At 61.4% G+C, this 18,856-nt stretch carries 19 protein-coding genes; 3 read left to right on the top strand and 16 right to left on the bottom strand.

The features are described 5' to 3' along the window. Positions 1-5: 5 nt before the first annotated feature. The 13 genes from ASD60_RS15625 to paaF form a co-directional block, all read right to left on the bottom strand. Positions 6-1,652: a cation acetate symporter gene (locus ASD60_RS15625; RefSeq protein WP_056854852.1), complete on the bottom strand. Its 1,647-nt coding sequence runs from the start codon at positions 1,650-1,652 to the stop codon at positions 6-8. After that, positions 1,649-1,957: a DUF485 domain-containing protein gene (locus ASD60_RS15620; RefSeq protein WP_056854851.1), complete on the bottom strand. Its 309-nt coding sequence runs from the start codon at positions 1,955-1,957 to the stop codon at positions 1,649-1,651. The genes ASD60_RS15625 and ASD60_RS15620 overlap by 4 nt, the downstream gene beginning before the upstream one ends. Positions 1,958-2,133: 176 nt before the next feature. Further along, the gene (paaE, locus tag ASD60_RS15615; RefSeq protein ID WP_056854850.1) at positions 2,134-3,210 is read right to left on the bottom strand and encodes a 1,2-phenylacetyl-CoA epoxidase subunit PaaE; all 1,077 of its coding nucleotides are present in this window, start codon (positions 3,208-3,210) and stop codon (positions 2,134-2,136) included. Positions 3,211-3,244: 34 nt separating this feature from the next. Further along, on the bottom strand, positions 3,245-3,778 hold the full coding sequence (gene paaD, locus ASD60_RS15610) for a 1,2-phenylacetyl-CoA epoxidase subunit PaaD (RefSeq protein ID WP_056854849.1): 534 nt from the start codon (positions 3,776-3,778) through the stop codon (positions 3,245-3,247). Continuing rightward, positions 3,765-4,526 (bottom strand): 1,2-phenylacetyl-CoA epoxidase subunit PaaC, encoded by a 762-nt coding sequence (gene paaC, locus ASD60_RS15605; protein ID WP_056854848.1) that lies wholly within the window; start codon positions 4,524-4,526, stop codon positions 3,765-3,767. The genes paaD and paaC overlap by 14 nt, the downstream gene beginning before the upstream one ends. Before the next feature lie 8 nt (positions 4,527-4,534). Further along, a complete protein-coding gene (gene paaB, locus ASD60_RS15600; protein ID WP_007943393.1) occupies positions 4,535-4,816 on the bottom strand; it encodes a 1,2-phenylacetyl-CoA epoxidase subunit PaaB in 282 nt (93 codons plus the stop codon). A gap of 28 nt (positions 4,817-4,844) precedes the next feature. Beyond that, complete coding sequence (gene paaA, locus ASD60_RS15595) at positions 4,845-5,834, bottom strand: 1,2-phenylacetyl-CoA epoxidase subunit PaaA (RefSeq protein WP_056854847.1); 990 nt, start codon at positions 5,832-5,834, stop codon at positions 4,845-4,847. 297 nt (positions 5,835-6,131) lie between these two features. After that, positions 6,132-7,457, bottom strand: coding sequence for a phenylacetate--CoA ligase PaaK (paaK, locus tag ASD60_RS15590; RefSeq protein WP_056854846.1), 1,326 nt, complete (start codon positions 7,455-7,457; stop codon positions 6,132-6,134). 99 nt (positions 7,458-7,556) lie between these two features. Beyond that, entirely contained in the window at positions 7,557-8,768 is a 1,212-nt protein-coding gene (pcaF, locus tag ASD60_RS15585) for a 3-oxoadipyl-CoA thiolase (protein WP_056854845.1), read from the bottom strand. Continuing rightward, positions 8,761-9,210 (bottom strand): hydroxyphenylacetyl-CoA thioesterase PaaI, encoded by a 450-nt coding sequence (gene paaI, locus ASD60_RS15580; protein WP_056854844.1) that lies wholly within the window; start codon positions 9,208-9,210, stop codon positions 8,761-8,763. The genes pcaF and paaI overlap by 8 nt, the downstream gene beginning before the upstream one ends. Then, entirely contained in the window at positions 9,203-10,720 is a 1,518-nt protein-coding gene (paaH, locus tag ASD60_RS15575; protein WP_056854843.1) for a 3-hydroxyacyl-CoA dehydrogenase PaaH, read from the bottom strand. Before paaH ends, paaI begins: the two co-directional genes overlap by 8 nt. A gap of 3 nt (positions 10,721-10,723) precedes the next feature. Then, the gene (gene paaG, locus ASD60_RS15570) at positions 10,724-11,515 is read right to left on the bottom strand and encodes a 2-(1,2-epoxy-1,2-dihydrophenyl)acetyl-CoA isomerase PaaG (protein ID WP_056854842.1); all 792 of its coding nucleotides are present in this window, start codon (positions 11,513-11,515) and stop codon (positions 10,724-10,726) included. A gap of 37 nt (positions 11,516-11,552) precedes the next feature. Continuing rightward, complete coding sequence (gene paaF / locus ASD60_RS15565) at positions 11,553-12,326, bottom strand: 2,3-dehydroadipyl-CoA hydratase PaaF (RefSeq protein ID WP_056854841.1); 774 nt, start codon at positions 12,324-12,326, stop codon at positions 11,553-11,555. Positions 12,327-12,674: 348 nt separating this feature from the next. Here paaF and paaY point away from each other — a divergent pair, with 348 nt between their 5' ends. The 3 genes from paaY to feaR all read left to right on the top strand — a co-directional run bounded on the left by paaY (position 12,675) and on the right by feaR (position 15,304). Further along, positions 12,675-13,271 (top strand): phenylacetic acid degradation protein PaaY, encoded by a 597-nt coding sequence (gene paaY / locus ASD60_RS15560; RefSeq protein ID WP_056854840.1) that lies wholly within the window; start codon positions 12,675-12,677, stop codon positions 13,269-13,271. A gap of 92 nt (positions 13,272-13,363) precedes the next feature. Then, positions 13,364-14,287 (top strand): phenylacetic acid degradation operon negative regulatory protein PaaX, encoded by a 924-nt coding sequence (gene paaX / locus ASD60_RS15555; RefSeq protein ID WP_056854839.1) that lies wholly within the window; start codon positions 13,364-13,366, stop codon positions 14,285-14,287. 102 nt (positions 14,288-14,389) lie between these two features. Next, the gene (feaR, locus tag ASD60_RS15550; RefSeq protein ID WP_056854838.1) at positions 14,390-15,304 is read left to right on the top strand and encodes a transcriptional regulator FeaR; all 915 of its coding nucleotides are present in this window, start codon (positions 14,390-14,392) and stop codon (positions 15,302-15,304) included. 130 nt (positions 15,305-15,434) lie between these two features. On the opposite strand, the gene tynA is transcribed toward feaR, so the two are convergent. From tynA to ASD60_RS15535, 3 genes are all read right to left on the bottom strand, one after another. After that, positions 15,435-17,723, bottom strand: coding sequence for a primary-amine oxidase (tynA, locus tag ASD60_RS15545; protein ID WP_056854837.1), 2,289 nt, complete (start codon positions 17,721-17,723; stop codon positions 15,435-15,437). A 107-nt stretch (positions 17,724-17,830) separates the two neighbouring features. Further along, entirely contained in the window at positions 17,831-18,505 is a 675-nt protein-coding gene (locus ASD60_RS15540) for a DUF3313 domain-containing protein (RefSeq protein WP_056854836.1), read from the bottom strand. Positions 18,506-18,551: 46 nt separating this feature from the next. Next, the gene (locus ASD60_RS15535) at positions 18,552-18,854 is read right to left on the bottom strand and encodes a hypothetical protein (protein ID WP_056854835.1); all 303 of its coding nucleotides are present in this window, start codon (positions 18,852-18,854) and stop codon (positions 18,552-18,554) included. Positions 18,855-18,856: the final 2 nt, after the last annotated feature.

The following is an 18,856-nucleotide window of genomic DNA, read 5'->3' as shown; positions in this document are numbered from 1 at the left end:
GAGGATCAGTGCTGGCTGGCGCCCGAGGCGCCGATACCGGTCATGGAACGGATGAACTGCGCCAGATAACGGCCGCGTTCAAGGGCTGCACGGGGTGACTGGTCGGTGACGGAAAACAGCCAGGCGCTGAAGAACGCCAGGCTCATGGAAAACAGCGCCGGGTTGGAATACGGGAACAGTGCCTTGTCGTGATGCATGACGTTGACCCACACGGCCGGGCTCAGTACCAGCAGGACAATCGCCGAGACCAGGCCAGCCAGGCTGCCGAGCACTGCGCCACGAGTGGTCAGGCCTTTCCAGTACATCGAAAGGAACAGCACCGGGAAATTCACCGAGGCGGCGATGGCCAGCACCAGGCCGGAGAGGAAGGCAATGTTCTGCGACTCGAACAGTAGGCCGAGGATGATCGCCAGCACGCCGATGCACAGGGTGGCGATTCGCGACACGCGCATCTCTTGCTGTTCGCTGGCCTGGCCCTTGCGCATCACGCAGGCATACAGGTCATGGGACACCGCCGAGGCGCCGGACAGTGCCAGCCCGGCAACCACCGCCAGAATGGTGGCGAAGGCCACCGCCGAGATGAAACCGAGGAACAGGTTGCCGCCAACGGCCTGGGCCAGGTGCACGGCGACCATGTTGCCACCGCCGATGATCGCGCCACTGGCGTCACGGAATGCCGGGTCGGTGCCGACCATGACGATGGCGCCGAAGCCGACGATGATCAGCAGCAAGTAGAAGTAACCGATGAAACCGGTGGCGTAGAACACGCTTTTACGCGCTTCCTTGGCATCGCTGACGGTGAAGAAACGCATCAGGATGTGCGGCAGGCCGGCAGTGCCGAACATCATGCCAAGCCCTAAGGAAATTGCGTCGATCGGGTTCGACAGCAAACCGCCGGGTGCCATGATCGCGCCGCCCTTGGCATGCACGGCAGTGGCGCCGGCAAACATCGCTTCGGTGCTGAAACCGAAGTGCTTGAGCACCATGAACGCCATGAAACTGGTGCCGAACAGCAGCATCACCGCCTTGATGATCTGCACCCACGTGGTGGCGAGCATGCCGCCGAAGGTCACGTAGAACACCATCAATACGCCGACCAGCATCACGGCGTAGAGGTAGTCGATGCCGAACAGCAATTCGATCAGCTTGCCAGCGCCGACCATCTGCGCCACCAGGTACATCAGCGCCACGGTCAGGGTGCCGAATGCCGACGTCAGGCGCACCGGGGTTTGTTCCAGTCGATAGGAGACCACGTCGGCGAAGGTGTATTTGCCCAGGTTGCGCAGGCGTTCGGCAATCAGGAACAGGATGATCGGCCAGCCCGCGAGCACGCCCAATGCGTAGAGCAGGCCGTCGTAGCCATTGAGGAACATCATCGCGGAAATGCCGAGGAACGAGGCAGCCGAGATCATGTCACCGGCAATCGCCAGGCCGTTCTGAAAACCCGTCATGCCGCCGCCAGCCGTATAGAAATCGCTGGCGGAGCGGGTGCGCAGTGCCGCCCAGCGTGTCACGCCGAGGGTGAACAGCACGAACACCAGGAACATGCCAATGGCATTCCAGTTGAGCGGGCGGGACACGCCATCGGCGGCCACCGCCAGATCAGTGACCACCGCCAGCGGCAACAGGAACAACGCGAGAAGACGGCTCATCGGGCGCACTCCCGCTTGAGTTTTTCGTTCAGCGGGTCGATCACGTTGTTGGCGCGATAGACATAGAAACCGGTCAGGGCAAAGGCCAGCACAACGATGACCACACCCACCAGCATGCCCACGGTGGTCACGCCGCCGCTCAGGGATTGGCCGAGGGTGGCGGGGGAGAACGCGACCAGCAACACGAAGCCGAAGTAGATCACCAGCATGATCAGCGACAGCGACCAGTACAGCGTCTGCTTGCGCCGCACCAGTTGAATGAAGTCGGGGTGCTGGCGGATGAGTTCTATGTCTTGGGGTGTCATGACGCGCTCTCCTTTGTTGTTTTTGTTTTGGGGTGAAACAGTATTTCGGGTCTATCGCTAAAACTGTGGGAGCGGGCTTGCCCGCGATAACGATGGATCAGTCACCAGTGATGTTGAATCTGATGGCCTCATCGCGGGCAAGCCCGCTCCCACAGGGTTTGGTGTGGCGCCTGATATCAGAGCTGGTCGAAATCCAGCACCACCTTGTCGCTGATCGGGAAGGCCTGGCACGACAGCACATAACCGGCGGCCACTTCGTAGTCTTCCAGAGCGTGGTTGCTGTCCATTTCCACTTCGCCTTCGATCACCTTGCATTTGCAGGTCGAGCACACGCCGGCCTTGCACGAATAAGGCAGCTCGGCGCCCTGGGCATTGCCCGCATCGAGGATGCTCTGGCTGTTACGCGGCAGGTCGAAGGCCAGGGCGCGGCCGTCGCTGATCACGGTGATTTGGCTGACCGCTGAATCCACCTGGCGCGCCGCTTCACGGGCTTCGCGTTTTTGCTGGCTGCCGGCGGCGGCGAACAGTTCGAAATGGATGCGTTCAGGTTGCATGCCCTTGGCCTTGAGACCATCACGCACGGTCTCGGTCATCTCCTGCGGACCACAGATGAAAGCGGCGTCGAGCGCCTTGACATCGAGCCAACGGCTGAACAGTTGCTCGCATTTCTCGGCGTTGATCCGGCCGTTGTACAGGTCGACGTCCTGTTGCTCGCGGCTGAACACGAAGATCAGGTTAAGTCGTTGCAGGTAGCGGTTTTTCAGGTCTTCGAGCTGTTCGCGAAACAGCGCGCCGGAGCTGGAGCGATTGCCGTACAACAGGGTGACGCGGCTGTGGGGTTCGGTTTCCAGGGTGGTCTTGATGATCGACAGGATCGGCGTGATGCCACTGCCGGCGGCCACGGCCAGATAGTTGCCATGACGCGCCGGGTCGAGTTCGACGCAGAAATGCCCGGCCGGAGGCATCACCTCCAGCGTGTGGCCGGCCTTGAGCTGCTCGTTGGCAAACGCCGAAAAGCGTCCACCGGCCACACGCTTGACGGCGATGCGCAGTTCACCGTCGTTGACCCCGGTGCAGATCGAATAGGAGCGACGCACTTCTTCGCCGTCCAGTTGGGTACGCATCACAAGGTGCTGGCCCTGGGTGAAGTGAAAACTGTCCTGCAAGTGCTGCGGAATTTCGAAGGCGATGGACACCGCGTCACGGGTTTCGGCGCGTACATCCTTGATGGTCAGGCTGTGAAATTTGCTCATTGTTGTTCTCCAGCTGGGACGGCCGATTCGCCGCTCAGATGCACTTGAAATAGTCGAACGGTTCCCGGCAATCGACGCAGCGGTACAGCGCCTTGCACGCGGTGGAACCGAACTCGCTGAGCACCTCGGTGTGGGCGCTGCCGCATTGCGGGCATACAACCTGCGGGCTTTCGCCGAGCAGGCTGCGCTTGCTGGTGCTGCCCTCGGGCGGGGCGATGCCGTAGGCGCGCAGGCGTTCGCGCCCACTGTCGCTGATCCAGTCGGTGGTCCAGGCCGGGGTCAATTTGCGTTCCAGCTGTGGCGCCTTGAATCCGGCGAGCTCCAGGGCATCACGGATATCGCTCTCGATCACTTCGGTGGCCGGGCAACCGGAGTACGTCGGCGTGACCACAACGTGAAGGTGCCCGGCCTGCCAGCCCAGATCGCGGACAATGCCCAGGTCGACCACGCTGACCACCGGGACTTCCGGGTCCATGACCCCGGCCAGAATCGCCCAGGCGGCAGCCAGGTCGGACGGTTGCGCCGGCCGGGCGCCGAGGTCGCTGGCGATCAGCTCACCAGGTTGCATCGGGGTACGCTCGTGGCAGGAACTGCATCTCGGCCAGCAGAATGCCCAAGTGTTCGCTGTGCAGGCCCTTGCGCGCATTCAGATAGAAATAGCTCGGCGCGGCGGGTACGGGCAGGGTGGCGCTGGTGAAGATTTCGTTGACCTTGGCTTGCCACTGCGCGGCGACGCTGGCGATGTCCGGGGTGATGCCGGCTTCGCACAGGCGCTGTTCGCTGTCGTCGGCGGCGATCAGTTCTACAGTGAAGCGCCAGACTTCGGGGATTGCCGCGAGCATGCGCTTGTGGCTTTCCTCGGTGCCGTCACCCATACGCTCGACCCATTCGCCGGAGCGGCGCAGGTGATAGGTCACTTCCTTCACTGCCTTGGCGGCGATCCCGGCGATGCGTTCGTCGCTGGACTGGCTCAGACCCTGCAGCACCGGCAAATGCCAGGCGTCATAGAGGAACTGCTTGAGCATGGTCACTGCGAAGTCGCCGTTGGGTTGTTCCACCAGCAGCAGGTTGCGGTAAGCGCGCTCATCGCGACGAAACGCCAGGTGATCGGCATCGCGGCCGTCACCAAGCAATTGGGCGGCGTATTCCAGCCAGTTGCGCGCCTGGCCCACCAGGTCGAGGCCGACGTTCATCAGCGCCAACTCTTCTTCCAGCGCCGGGGCCTTGCCACACCATTGGCACAGGCGCTGCCCCTGGATCAGGGCGCTGTCGCCAAGACGCAACAGGTATTCGATCAAATCAGTCTTGTTGTCCATGGTCGACCTCACATGTGCCCGACTTCGGCCGGCAACTCGTAGAAGCTGGCGTGGCGGTAGACCTTGTCGTCCGACGGGTCGAACAGCGGGTCTTTTTCATCCGGCGACGAAGCGGTGATCAGGGCTGAAGGCACCACCCACAGGCTCACGCCTTCGCTGCGACGGGTGTAGAGCTCGCGTGCGTTCTCGATGGCCATGGTGGTGTCGGCGGCATGCACGCTGCCGACGTGCTTGTGGTTGAGGCCGTGCTTGCTGCGCACGAAGACTTCGAAGAGGGTCCACTCGGACATTTCAATTACTCCACATCAGGTGGCCGAATCAGGCGGCGTTCTTGTTTTGTTTTTTGCGGGCGTGGGCGACGGCGGCTTCACGTACCCAGGCACCGTCTTCAATCGCCTTGCGGCGGGTGGCAACGCGTTCGGTGTTGCACGGACCGTTGCCCTTGAGCACTTCGTAGAATTCGCTCCATTGGATTTCGCCAAAATCGTAGTGACCGCGTTCGGCATTCCACTTCAGGTCCGGATCGGGGCAGGTGCAGCCCAGCAGTTCCAGTTGCGGGATGGTTTGGTCGATGAAGCGCTGGCGCAGTTCATCGTTGCTCTGGCGCTTGATTTTCCAGGCCATCGATTGCGCGCTGTTCGGCGAGTGTTCGTCGCTCGGGCCAAACATCATCAGCGACGGCCACCACAGACGATTGATCGCGTCCTGGACCATGTCTTTTTGCGCCTGATTACCGTGGCGCATCATGGTCAGAAGAATTTCGTAGCCCTGGCGCTGGTGGAAGCTCTCTTCCTTGCAGATGCGCACCATGGCCCGGGAGTAGGGGCCGTACGAGGTGCGCTGCAACACCACCTGGTTGACGATCGCGGCACCGTCGACCAGCCAGCCCACCGCGCCCATGTCGGCCCAGTTCAGCGTCGGGTAATTGAAGATGCTCGAATACTTGGCCTTGCCGCTGTGCAGTTTGGCGATTTCTTCATCACGGTCGGCGCCGAGGGTTTCCATGGCGCTGTACAGGTACAGGCCGTGGCCGGCTTCGTCCTGGATCTTGGCCATCAGTTGCAGTTTGCGTTTGAGCGTCGGCGCGCGGGTGACCCAATTGCCTTCGGGCAGCATGCCAACGATTTCGGAGTGGGCGTGTTGGGAAATCTGCCGGATCAGGGTCTGGCGGTAGGCATCTGGCATCCAGTTCTTGGCTTCGATCTTGATTTCTGAATCGATTTTTTCCTGGAAGGCGCGTTCCTGTTCGGACATTTCCGAGAGGTCCTTGATGCGCTTGACGCCGGTTTCTACGAGCTGTGCGTACATTTTTTGTTCCCGCCTTGAAATCTGTTCTGGGGCATGGAGAACTTTATAAGCGATACAGAAATTATTATCAAACATAAAATGACGTGTCGCGTTTGTTTTTTGTATCGCTTTCGATTGATCGTTCCCACGCTCCGCGTGGGAATGCATCCCGTGACGCTCCGCGTCACCGTTGCGCAGGCGGCGACTGCGGGACGCAGAGCGTCCCCGGCGGTATTCCCACGCGGAGCGTGGGAACGATCATCTTCCGTGCGCCCAAAAAAAAGCCCCGCAAAAGCGGGGCTGAAAAGGGTGCAGCAGTCATGCTTTCGGACGTTTGTCCAGTACGTGGCAGGCCTTGCCTTCCGAGCGTTTGATCGAATGGAACGGCTGCAAGACAATCCGCGAGCTGATGCCGATATACGTCTTGATGTGTTTGCTCAATTCCCCGCAAACAGCCTTCTGTTGTTCGTCACTCAGGTGCTGGTGCTCTGCCTTGAGTTCGACATGCACATCCACGCTGTCCAGGTTGCCATTGCGATACAGATGGATCTCATAACACTCGGCAAGTTGTTTGACTTTCAGGACCTGTTCTTCAATCTGCGTCGGGAACACGTTGACCCCGCGAATGATCAGCATGTCATCGCTGCGTCCGGTGATTTTGTCGATGCGTCGCATCGGCCGCGCGGTGCCCGGCAGCAGGCGGGTCAGGTCGCGGGTGCGGTAGCGGATCATCGGCAGGGCTTCTTTGCTCAGGGAGGTGAACACCAGTTCGCCCATCTGGCCGTCTGGCAGGACTTCGCCAGTGACCGGGTCGATGATTTCCGGGTAGAAATGGTCTTCCCAGATGGTCGGGCCGTCCTTGGTTTCGGCGCATTCCATGGCGACACCTGGCCCCATGATTTCCGACAGGCCGTAGATGTCCAGCGCGGTGATGCCCAGGCGTGCCTCGATAGCGCTGCGCAGTTCGGCGGTCCACGGTTCGGCGCCGAAGATGCCCAGGCGCAGGGCCAGTTTGTGCGGGTCGATGCCCTGGCGCTCGATCTCATCGGCGATGTTGAGCATGTAGGACGGCGTGACCATGATGATGTCCGGCTGGAAATCCTTGATCAATTGCACTTGCTTTTCAGTCTGGCCACCGGACATCGGAATCACGGTGCAACCCAGGCGTTCGGCGCCGTAGTGCGCGCCGAGGCCGCCGGTGAACAGGCCGTAGCCGTAGGAAATGTGCACTTTGTCGCCACGGCGGCCACCGGCAGCACGGATCGAACGGGCCACCACATTGGCCCAGGTGTCGATGTCGTTCTGGGTGTAGCCGACCACGGTCGGTTTGCCAGTGGTGCCGCTGGACGCGTGCAATCGCACGATGTCGTGCATCGGTACGGCAAACATGCCGTAAGGGTAGTTGTCGCGCAGGTCGGATTTGGTGGTGAAGGGAAACTTCGCCAGGTCATCCAGGGATTTGATGTCATCCGGGTGCACGCCCAGCGCATCGAAACGCTGACGATACAGCGGCACGTTGTTGTAGGCGTGGTTCACGCTCCAGCGCAGGCGTTCCAGCTGATGCTGGCGCAGCTCGTCGATGCTGGCGGTTTCCAGCGGGTCCAGCACAGGGTTGAGCACGGCTTTGGCAATTGGCATGTTCATGTATTCACTCGAATTGTTTTTGTGTTCCAGCCCCCGCGTGCAGGGGCTTTGAGTGCATGCCCCAAGGATACCTCTGGGCTCCTTGGGAATCGCGATTCTTTAGTGGGGTAGACGCTCGATGATCAGCGCGATCCCTTGGCCGACGCCGATGCACATGGTGCACAGGGCGTAGCGACCGTTACGTTCTTCCAGTTCATGCAACGCAGTGGTCACCAGCCGTGCGCCGCTCATGCCCAGTGGATGACCCAACGCGATGGCGCCGCCATTGGGGTTCACCCGCGGATCGGTGTCGCTCAGGCCAAGCTCGCGCAGCACCGCCAGGCCCTGGGCGGCGAACGCTTCGTTGAGTTCGATCACGTCCATGTCGGCCAGGCTCAGGTTGGCCAGCTCCAGCACCTTGCGCGTGGCCGGCACCGGGCCGATGCCCATGATCCGTGGTTCGACGCCGGCAGTGGCCATGGCCACGACCCGGCCACGGGCGGTCAGGCCGTGGCGTTTGGCGGTTTCCGGGTTGGCCAGCAGCAGCGCGCAGGCGCCGTCGTTGACCCCGGAGGCGTTGCCGGCGGTGATGCTGCCGCCTTCGCGGAACGGCGTCCCCAGTTTGGCCAGTTGCTCAAGGGTGGTGTCGCCGCGCGGGTGTTCATCGTGCTCGACCACTTTGGCCGGGCCTTTGCGCTGCGGGATTTCTACCGCGACGATTTCTTTCCCCAATCGCCCACTGGCCTGGGCGGCCGCGGCGCGTTGCTGGCTGCGCAGGGCAAAGGCATCCTGGTCAGCGCGGGAGATGTTGAACTGTTCGGCGACATTCTCGGCGGTTTCCGGCATGGAATCGATGCCGTAGGCCTTTTTCATCAGTGGGTTGACGAAGCGCCAGCCAATGGTGGTGTCGAACATTTCGGCCGCACGAGAGAACGCCTGCTCAGCCTTGCCCATCACCAGCGGCGCGCGCGACATCGACTCAACACCCCCGACCAGCATCAACCCGGCCTCACCACTGCGAATCGCCCGCGCCGCCGTGCCGACAGCATCCAGCCCGGAGCCGCACAAACGATTGAGGGTGGTGCCCGGCACGCTCACCGGCAACCCGGCCAGCAACGCCGACATGCGCGCGACGTTGCGGTTGTCTTCGCCGGCCTGGTTGGCGCAGCCGTAGATCACGTCGTCGACGCTGCTCCAGTCGACTTGCGGGTGGCGGCGCAGCAGTTCGCGCAACGGCACCGCGCCGAGGTCGTCGGCGCGCACGCTGCTCAATGCACCGGCGTAGCGGCCTATCGGGGTGCGGACTGCATCGATGATCAGGGCGTCATTCATTCGGGTTCTCCTGCGTCAGCACCGGGCCGCGCACTTTGTAGGATTTGCCATGGAACAGGGCGATCAACTGGCCCTGCTGGTTTTCAATGCGCACGTCGTAGTTGCCGGTGCGCCCGGAGCGGCTTTGCTCGATGCAGTCGGCGTTGAGCGTGTCACCCAGGCGGGCCGGGGCGATGTAGTCGATGCTGCAACCGATGGCCACGGTGGCTTCGTTGTAGCTGTTGCAGGCAAAGGCAAACGCCGAGTCGGCGAGGGCGAACAGGTAACCGCCGTGGCAAGTGCCGTGGCCCTGGAGCATGTCCGCGCGCACGGTCATGCCGACCCGGGCACAACCGGGGCCGGCCGAGAGCAGGCGCATGCCCATGGCCTGGCTGGCGGTGTCGCGCTGGAACAATGCTTGTGCACAATCGCTGGCCAATGTCATGGCTTGGTGATTAGTCATGGAAGTGTCTCCCTTCGGCGACCCGACGGCGCAGCAGCAGCGACGGCCGGTAGCGCTCCTCGCCATAACTGGCCTGCAGGTTTTCCAGCGTTTCAAGAATGTGCGACAGGCCAATGGCATCAGCCCAGGCCAACGGCCCCTGCGGATAGTTGACCCCGGCGCGCATCGCCAGATCGATGTCGGCAGCCGACGCCACGCCTTGCAGCAGGGCGTCGGCCGCTTCGTTGGCGAGCATCGCCACGGTGCGCAGCACGGCGAGGGCCGGGCTGTCACTGAGCAGGCTGACCTTGAGCCCGGCCCGTTCCAGCAAGGCCACGCCTTGTTCAAGAGCCTGTGGATCGATGCCAGCCGCATGGCTGATGGCGATGCGTTTGGCGTTGACGTAATCGAACGCCAGATCCAGCAGGATCAGGTTGCGCAGCCCGTCTTCCCGAGCCCGCTGACAGGCCATGCGCCCATCGCTCAAGGCCAGCACGGCGTCACCGATCCGCAGCAAACCCTTGCCATCGCGCTGGATGATCTGGACGCCTTGTTCGCGCAGTCGCACAAGCAAACCTTGGGCGATACCGAGGTCGCCTTCCACGGCACAAACCTCGACCTGCGCGTCGCTGCTGATTTGCGTGGTGTGCGGGCGCTCTGCCCCTTGGGCGTAGCTGTAGAAACCCTGGCCGCTCTTGCGCCCCAGACGTCCACCGTCGACCAGCTCTTTCTGGATCAGCGACGGCAGGAAGCGCGTGTCCTGGTAATAGGCGTCGAACACCGAGCAGGTCACGGCGTAGTTGACGTCGTGGCCGATCAGATCGGTCAGTTCGAACGCGCCCATGGCAAAGCCACCGGCCTCGCGCATCAACGCATCCAGTGTCGGGCAGTCGGCCGCGCCTTCCTGAAGCATCCGCAGACTTTCGGCGTAAAACGGCCGGGCCACGCGGTTAACGATGAAGCCCGGTGTGGAGCGGGTGTGCACCGGTTTTTTGCCCCAGGCCCTGGCGGTGTCGTACAGGCACTCGGCCAATGTCGGATCGCTGGCCAGCCCGGAGACGATTTCCACCAGCGCCATCACTGGCGCCGGGTTGAAGAAGTGCAGGCCGAGCAAGCGGTGAGGATGTTCAAGCTGCGCAGCGATGCTGGTGATCGACAGCGACGAGGTATTGCTGGCGAGGATGCAATGTTCGCTGCAAATGCCTTCGAGCTGACGGAACAGTGCACGCTTGACCTCGAGGTTTTCGACGATGGCCTCGATGATCAGCGCGCAGTCGGCCAGGGCTTCGATGGCGTCCACCGCCTGCAGGCGAGCAACGGTTGCAGTGCGCGATTCGGCCGACAGCTTGCCGCTTTCGACCCGTTTGCCCAGTTGCCGATCGATGCCTTCAATGGCTTGAGCGGCCGCGCCTGGGCGATTGTCCAGCAGCAGCACCGGATGCCCGGCCTGCGCCGCGATCTGGGCAATGCCCGCGCCCATGGCACCGGCGCCGATCACGGCGATGCGTGCGTTGGTGTTGAGTGCGCTCATGACTCAGCGCCCCTTGAAAACTGGGGTGCGTTTTTCCATGAAGGCGCCGACGCCTTCGCGGTAGTCCTCGCTGCGCCCGGCCAGACGTTGCAGGTCACGCTCCAGTTCCAGCTGTTCGTCAAAGCTGTTGCTCAGGCTGGCGTTGAGGCTGCGCTTGATCAGCGCCAGGCCGTAGGTCGGCTGCGTCGCCAGATGGCGGGCCAGTTTCAGCGCTTCGTCGCGCAGGTCGGCGTCGTCCACGCACTGGTAGATCAAGCCCCATTGTTCGGCCTGTTCGGCACTCAGGCGGTTGCCCAGCAGTGCCAGAGCCTTGGCCCGAGCCATGCCGACCAGGCGCGGCAAGGTCCAGGTGCCACCGGAATCAGGGATCAGGCCGATTTTGCAGAACGCCTGAATGAAGCTCGCCGAGCGCGCCGCCAGTACCAGATCGCAGGCCAGTGGAATGTTGGCACCGGCCCCGGCTGCCACACCGTTGACCGCGCAAATCACCGGCATCGGCAGGTCGCGCAGCTGGCGGATCAGCGGGTTGTAGAACTTCTCGATGGACTCGCCCAGATCCGGCACGGCGCTGCCCGGGGCGACGTTGCGGTCGCTCAGATCCTGCCCGGCGCAGAAGCCGCGACCTTCACCGGTCAGCAGCAGCACGCGCACGTCCGGGTTTTGCCGCACTTGTTTGAGCGCTTCTTTGACCTCGCCATGCATCTGGGTGTTGAAGCTGTTGAGCTGGTCCGGGCGATTGAGGCTGAGCAGGGCGACGCCGGCCTCGATGGAAAACAGGATGTGTTCGAAGTTCATGTTCTTGGCGCTCTCTTGGAGATCTCGAATTCAGTGATTACTGGCCGGTAAAGGTCGGCAGGCGTTTTTCCTGAAAGGCGGCAATGCCTTCGTTGCGATCGCGGGTGCCGGCCAGCACGGTGAAGGCGTGGCGCTCGAAGCGCAGGCCGCTGGCGAGGTCGGTGTCCATGGCTTTGAGCAGGGCTTCCTTGGCCAGGCGTACTGCCAGCGGCGCCTTGACCGCGATGCTGCGGGCAATGTGCAGGGCGCGTTCGACGGTGAATTCCGGTTGCGTCACTTCGCTGACCAGCCCGGCGCGTTGGGCCTGGCGGGCATCGATCGGTTCGCCGGTGAGGACCATTTGCATGGCCATGGATTTGCCGACCGCGCGCAACAGGCGTTGGGTACCGCCCGCGCCGGGCATGATCCCGAGATTGATTTCCGGCTGGCCGAAGCGGGCGTCGAGGCCTGCAATGATGATGTCGGCGTGCATCGCCAGTTCGCAGCCACCGCCCAAGGCGAAGCCGTTGACGGCGGCGATCAGCGGTTTGCTGAAGCGGGTAATGGCTTGCCACGATGCCTGGCGCGGATCGTCAAGGATACCGACCAGATCGCGCTCAGCCATTTCCTTGATGTCGGCGCCAGCGGCGAAGGCTTTGCGGCTGCCGGTGAGTACGACGACGCGGGTGTCGGGATCGGCTTGCGCAGCATTCAGTTCATCGGCCAGTTCACCGAGTAACTCAGTGGTCAGGGCGTTCAATGCTTGTGGGCGCTGCAGGGTAATCAGGCGGACGCCAGGCTCGATCAACTCGACGGCAAGGGTTAGAGGCATGGCGGATGCCCTCACGGTGCACGCTCGGCGTGATGCCGGCTCGTTATTGGATCGGCCGCTGGGGCCGGTTTTGCCAAAGTATAGCTACAACGTGATACGTAAAAGCAATATGAAAATAGAATTAATGTGTCTTAATTGAGGGTCTTCTGGTTTGATGTCACTGCGATTGAGGGGCCCTGTGTGAGTGATTTGACTCGGTTTTATTGGGTTTTTCGTTGATTTTAGGACCCTGCTGGCATTCGTCGGAAAGGGCTGTTTCAAGTGATACGCTTTTTAGTCTTTGTGATTGCAAAAGTGATGTGATACAAAATGAGTCATTAATTGCATCGCTTTGTGAAGGAACCTGCCATGACCTGCTACAGCCTTGATGGCCTGACTCCAGTGGTTGACCCAAGCGCTTATGTGCACCCGTCCGCTGTATTGATAGGTGACGTGATCATCGGCCCGCGTTGCTATGTCGGTCCGCTGGCCAGCCTGCGTGGCGATTTCGGGCGGATCGTGCTGGAGGAGGGCGCCAACCTGCAGGACACCTGCGTCATGCACGGCTTCCCCGACAGCGACACCGTGGTCGAGCGCAACGGCCACATCGGCCACGGCGCGGTGCTGCACGGCTGTCGGATCGGCGCCGATGCGCTGGTGGGGATGAACGCGGTGGTCATGGACAACGCCCGGATCGGTGCGCGTTCTTTCGTTTCGGCGGCGGCGTTCGTCAAGGCCGGGTTCGAATGTCCGGAGCAATCGCTGGTGATGGGTGCACCGGCCGGCGTCAAGCGCACCCTCAGCGATCAGGAAGTGGCGTGGAAGCAGGCGGGAACGCGCGAATACCAGCAACTGGCCCAGCGTTGCCTGGAGCAGATGCAGGTTTGCGAACCGCTGAGCGAACCGGAGCCGGATCGGCCGCGAATCAGCGACAGCGGCCTTCGCCCCAAAGGCAACACTTTGTGAACATGGTCCCCTGCAGGCTGGCTCCTGCAAGGGATTGGGATTAACACCCCGGCATTCGGTATATTCCTTTTCTTTTTTCGCTCGGTACGCCCATGTCGTCCCTGACACCCTTGAACCATCTGATTACGCGCTTCCAGGAGCAGACGCCGATTCGCGCCAGTTCCTTGATCATCACGCTGTACGGTGATGCCATCGAGCCCCACGGTGGCACCGTGTGGCTGGGCAGCCTGATTCAATTGCTCGAGCCGATCGGCATCAACGAACGGCTGATCCGCACCTCGATTTTCCGTTTGACCAAGGAAGGCTGGCTGACCGCCGAGAAAGTCGGCCGCCGTAGCTATTACAGCCTGACCGGCACCGGTCGCCGGCGTTTCGACAAGGCGTTCAAGCGGGTCTACAGCACCAGCATGCCGGCCTGGGACGGTTCGTGGTGCCTGGTGATGCTGTCGCAGTTGACCCAGGACAAGCGCAAACAAGTGCGCGAAGAACTGGAGTGGCAAGGTTTTGGTGCGATTTCGCCAGTGGTCCTGGCCTGCCCGCGCAGCGACCGTGCCGATATCAACGCAACGCTGCTCGACCTGGGGGCCCAGGAAGACACCATCGTCTTCGAAACCACCGCTCAGGATGTGCTGGCCTCCAAGGCCCTGCGCCTGCAAGTGCGCGAGAGCTGGAACATCGAGGAACTGGCGACCCATTACAGCGAGTTCATCCAGCTGTTCCGACCGCTCTGGCAAGCGCTTCGCGAGCAGGAGAACCTGCAACCCTCGGACTGCTTCCTGGCACGGATTCTGCTGATTCACGAGTACCGCAAACTGCTGCTGCGCGACCCGCAATTGCCCGACGAGTTGTTGCCCGGTGATTGGGAAGGGCGTGCGGCCCGGCAGTTGTGCCGCAATATTTACCGTTTGATTTACGCCAAGGCCGAAGAGTGGCTCAACAGCGCACTGGAGACGGCCGATGGTCCGTTGCCGGATGTCGGTGAAAGCTTTTATCGACGTTTTGGCGGACTCAAGTAACACGTCATTGTTCAGGGAGAGGTGCGGTTCAGGAGACTAGAAGCATCCCGATGTCGTGTGGATTGGCGTAGACAATAAAAATAAGCCTGCGTGAGGCCTGACATGATTTCTACAACCGCACAGCGCCAGGACGGGTTCGATCAGTGGATCCATCAGATCAACCAGATCTGCGGCGCCTTCAACGCACAACCCCTGGGCAGCGACTTTGCCGGGCGGATCCGCGAATACCACAGCGATGCCTTAAAGCTCAGCTTCGTCGATGCTTGCCAGGCACGGCTCTACCGCACGCCGCAACAAGTGGCGGCGGGCGAGGACGGCAAGTACTTTGCGGTGTTCCAGCTCGATGGCACCGCAGGCATGGCCCAGGGCGACGACAAGGTGCTGTTGTCCGCCGGTGACATCACCCTGATCGATGCCTCGCGGCCCAGTGATTTCACCTACAGCGAAAATTCCCGGCAATTGTCGTTGATCCTGCCGTATCAACTGGTCCAGCAAACCCTGCGCTTCAACCAGGTCAAGTGCGGCCACCGGATCGCGGCGACATCGCCCATTGCCATGCTTTCGCATCGCTTGATCCTCGATGCCACGCGCCAGCAGAACCTCAGCCGCCAGGAAAGTGAAGCGACCCTGGAAGCGATTGTCAGCCTGCTGCGTCCGGCCATCAGCCAGACCGACGATTGCACAGACCCGCATGAACGGATCTTCCGCAAGACCCTGAGCTTTATCGACGCGAACATCCGCTCCGAGGAACTGTGCCCGGAATGGCTGGCGCGGGAAGTCGGCATGTCGACCCGAGGTCTGTACCGGATGTTTGCCAAGAAAGGCCTGGTGGTGGCGCGCTACATCAAGAACCGACGGCTGGACCTGTGCGCTGAATCCCTGCGTCAGTCAGGCAAGGAACAGAAATTGTCGGTGCTGGGGTATTCGTGGGGGTTTTCCGATTCGAGCTACTTTTCCACAGCGTTCAAATCGCGCTTCGGCATTGCACCGGGCGAATACCGCAAACAGTACGCCTGATTTCATGAGCACCGCTTGACCCTGTGGGAGCGGGCTTGCCCGCGATAGCGGTGTATCAGACAACAATGCTGTCCACTGACACTCCGTCATCGCGGGCAAGCCCGCTCCCACAGGTAATGTGCTTACCGTTTTACTTCGCTGAATTGAGATTCAACGTTGGCGTTTCATCAAAGAAGTTCCACGGCTTGAGCAGCACATGCACCCATTCGGTCGGCATGATCGGCCATTCCTCGGCGCGGGCGATGTGGGTGGTGCCGGTGGTCAGCCAGACCACATTGTCGGTGTTCTCGATGGACTGGTTGTCCTGGGTGAACTGCCCCAGCCCCGAGTCCTTGTCCGAGCGGTTCGGGTATTTGCCTTCCGGGTACTTTTCCTCCGGGTTGTACTGCGTCACCCACAGTTGCTTGTCCATGAAACTCAGCCGGTGGTAGAGCCATTCGTCCTTGCCGAAGTTGGCACCCTTGGCCACCGGGTGCGTGCCGCCGGCATACGGAATCAACTGGTAGGACACCGGGTTGCCGACCTTGTTTTCCTTGCTGAAGTTGGTCAGCAGGCGCACGGTCGACGGGTCGAATTTCTGCGCCGCTTGCTGTTCGCTGGTGATTACTCTGGTCTCGGTCTGCATGGTGCTGGTGCGCGGTCCGCCGCGGTCGTTGGGCAACACCACCGGGTTCACTTCCACCAGCGAGTTCTGCTCGCCGTCCACATCCATATCGAGGCGGAAATTGTAGATGTGCTGGTGCGTGGTGCCGACAATGTTGTGGTCGAGCAGAGTGCCGTAGCGGGTGTCTTCCTTGGCGGTATCTTCGTGCATGGTCCTGGATTTCACGCCCTTGACCGCTTCGATACCGGTGGCACCGGCATCGATGCCGAGGGTGCCGTTCTGCTGGAAGACCCAGTCGAAGATGTAGTCGTAGTTGCCCACGGTGCTGATCCAGCGCACCACCAGTTCACGCCGCTCGGTGCTGAGGTTGGGCTGGCCCATTTCCTGGTGTTTGTACTCCGGGCCGGCATAGCGCTCGAATACCGCGATGGCCCGGGGGATGGCGGTTGGTGCGCCGGTGTAGTCGGCGATGGTGGCGTCCAGCAACACGGCGTTTTGCGGCGCGTCTTTGCCGCGGGCAATCGGTGAAGTCAGGGTGCCCATGCCGTAGTCGCCTGAGTCCAGGTAGGCCTTGAAGTACCAACCGACATCGGGGTCGCCGTAAGGCACGATCATCCCGCCCAGCGAGCCTTCGTACATGATCTTGCGTTTCTTGCCCTTGTCGTCGTAAGTAACGGTGGACAGGATCGGCCCGACCCGCGAGTCGAGGCGAACATGGAAATCCCAGTTCTGCCAGTGAATGCTGTTGCCGCTGATGGTGTAGTTCTTGCCCTCGGGTTCGATGATTTCCAGCGGTTTGACGGCCACGGCCTGGCGTCCACGTCCGTCATACGGCGTCGGTTTCATCGGCACCGGGATCAGCGCGTCGTCTTCGATCTTGATCAGTTTTTTCTGTTCCAGATCGACAATCGCCACCAGGCCTTCGATCGGGTGCGCCCAAAAATTGCCGTCATCGACATTCAGGTAGCTGACGATTTTCAGCAGGCGTTTGTCCTGCGCCAGGCCGTCCTTGCCGTCGAAGTAACCGACGGTCAGCGGTGTCGCCACGACCTTCTTCACATCGGTGATACCGCGCTTGGCCAAGGCTTGCGCGTATTCCGGGCTGGTTTCCACGGCGGTCTGCACCGTGGCGAAATCGTCCAGCAACACCATGCCATGGGCGCCTTGCAGCGGTGTCCAGGACTTGAGCTGTTTGCTGTCGAGATCGACCAACGCTTCGATCACATGCTTGCCGTCCAGTACCACGATCGAAGCCTGGCGCGGCTGGCTGACGTTTTGCCCCGTAAGGACGAAGTTCCACACCTGATCCTTCGGCGGTTCCTTGACCGAGACTTCGGTGAAGCGAAAGCCAGGTTTGTAGTTTTCCGATTGTTTGACGATGTCCACCGCCGCCGTGATTTCAGCCGCGCTCAAGGGGTTGAGCGGGCTGGGGCGGGTTTCGACAACGAAGGTCTTGTCCAGGCCGGACTGGAACACCTGGTTGATGAAGTCCTTGGACATGAACGCCGTATGGTCCTTGAACACCACCGGCACCGTCAGCTCGATGCGCTTGCCGTTGAGCATGGCGACTTTGCTGTCAGGCTTGACCTTGAGGTAGACCCCATCCTTGGCAATGGTGAACAGGTTCGAATAATCGTCCCATTTGACCGTGGCCCCAAACGCTTCAAGACCCGCCTGCAGTGGCACCATTTCCGCTTGGCCACCATGGGCCAGGGCATTGCCGGCGCAGAAAGACAGGCCGAGGGCACTCAGGGAAATGGCCAGGGCGAGCCGGGCAAGCGGTGATCTCTTTGGTGATGCGTGGGTGCTGGACATGTGTGCATTCCTGAGGAAAAGCCGGTGACTGGCATTCTTGCACTTTGCTACAGCCAGCCGCCGGATGCATTGGGATTCCTGCCAGATTGCTTTGGATGCGTGCCGGGTTACTGTTTTTTGCGCATCGCCACGTACGAATTGCGCAGGTCGCTGGCCCAACCATCGAGCACGCTCTTGACGTTCGCCGTCGTGATGACTTGCTGGTCGTTTTCCAGCGGGACACCCGTGCCTTTGCGCACCACTTCAGCTACCACGGCCTTGGTCCCGCCATCGAGAAACAGCACTTCGGTAGCGATTTCACTGTCCTGGTCGCGGATCCCGGTGGCCGTGCTGACGCCCGCTGCAACCAGGGTAATCGGCAACCATTCATAGTAGCGCAGGCTTTGGGTGCTGGCCGTGACGCCGGTGATCGCGGGCCGAACGATCAGGGTGTTGGGGCCTGGGGTCGTGACCACGGGCAACACTTTGCCCAGTTCGTGCTTGAGCACGGCGTCGTAATACCAGGTGGTGTCCGAGAGCGTAGTCTGCGGAATTCGCTCAGTAGGCAGGGGCTGTGGATAGAACTGGCTCGGTTCGATGTACACCTGCGTGTAACGCTGGACCTTGAGTGTCGGGCTCACCCAGCTCAGCACGGTTTGCCCCGACGGCGACTGGTGTTCGGTCAAAACGCTGTAGTCCTTCAAGAAGCCCGAGTAGGCCTCAGGTGTGACTTTGTTGTTGCTGCACGCCGCAAGGGCCAGGGTGGTGGCAGCCAATAGCGGCAGCGAGAAGTGTTTTCTCATCAAGGGATTCCTGAGTGGATGAATTGCGCAAGGGGCTTGCCGCTGATCATCTGCCGCCCGGCAGCTCTTCCGAGCATTCGATACGCAGGCCGCCATGGGCCATGATCCAGTGGGTGAATTCGGCAATGGGCACTGAGTGGATGTATTCCACCCAGTTGCTGTCGGTCGGGCTGTAGCGCTCGTAATAACGGCGCAGTACAACGTGGGTCCGATCGTCGGTCAGACCCAGGCATGCCTGCTGGAATAAAATCGGTTCGTCGTCGCCTGGGGTACTTGTGCGCTGATTGAGGATCACGCTATGCGCGCTATCGACCGCCTCGATCGGGTAGGTGCTGTTCGATCCCTGCATGG

The sequence above is a fragment of the Pseudomonas sp. Root562 genome, from assembly GCF_001427125.1.
In the GTDB taxonomy this organism is placed as follows: domain Bacteria; phylum Pseudomonadota; class Gammaproteobacteria; order Pseudomonadales; family Pseudomonadaceae; genus Aquipseudomonas.
Note: the sequence above shows the minus strand (reverse complement) of the source record. Positions and strands in the feature narration are given on the sequence as shown.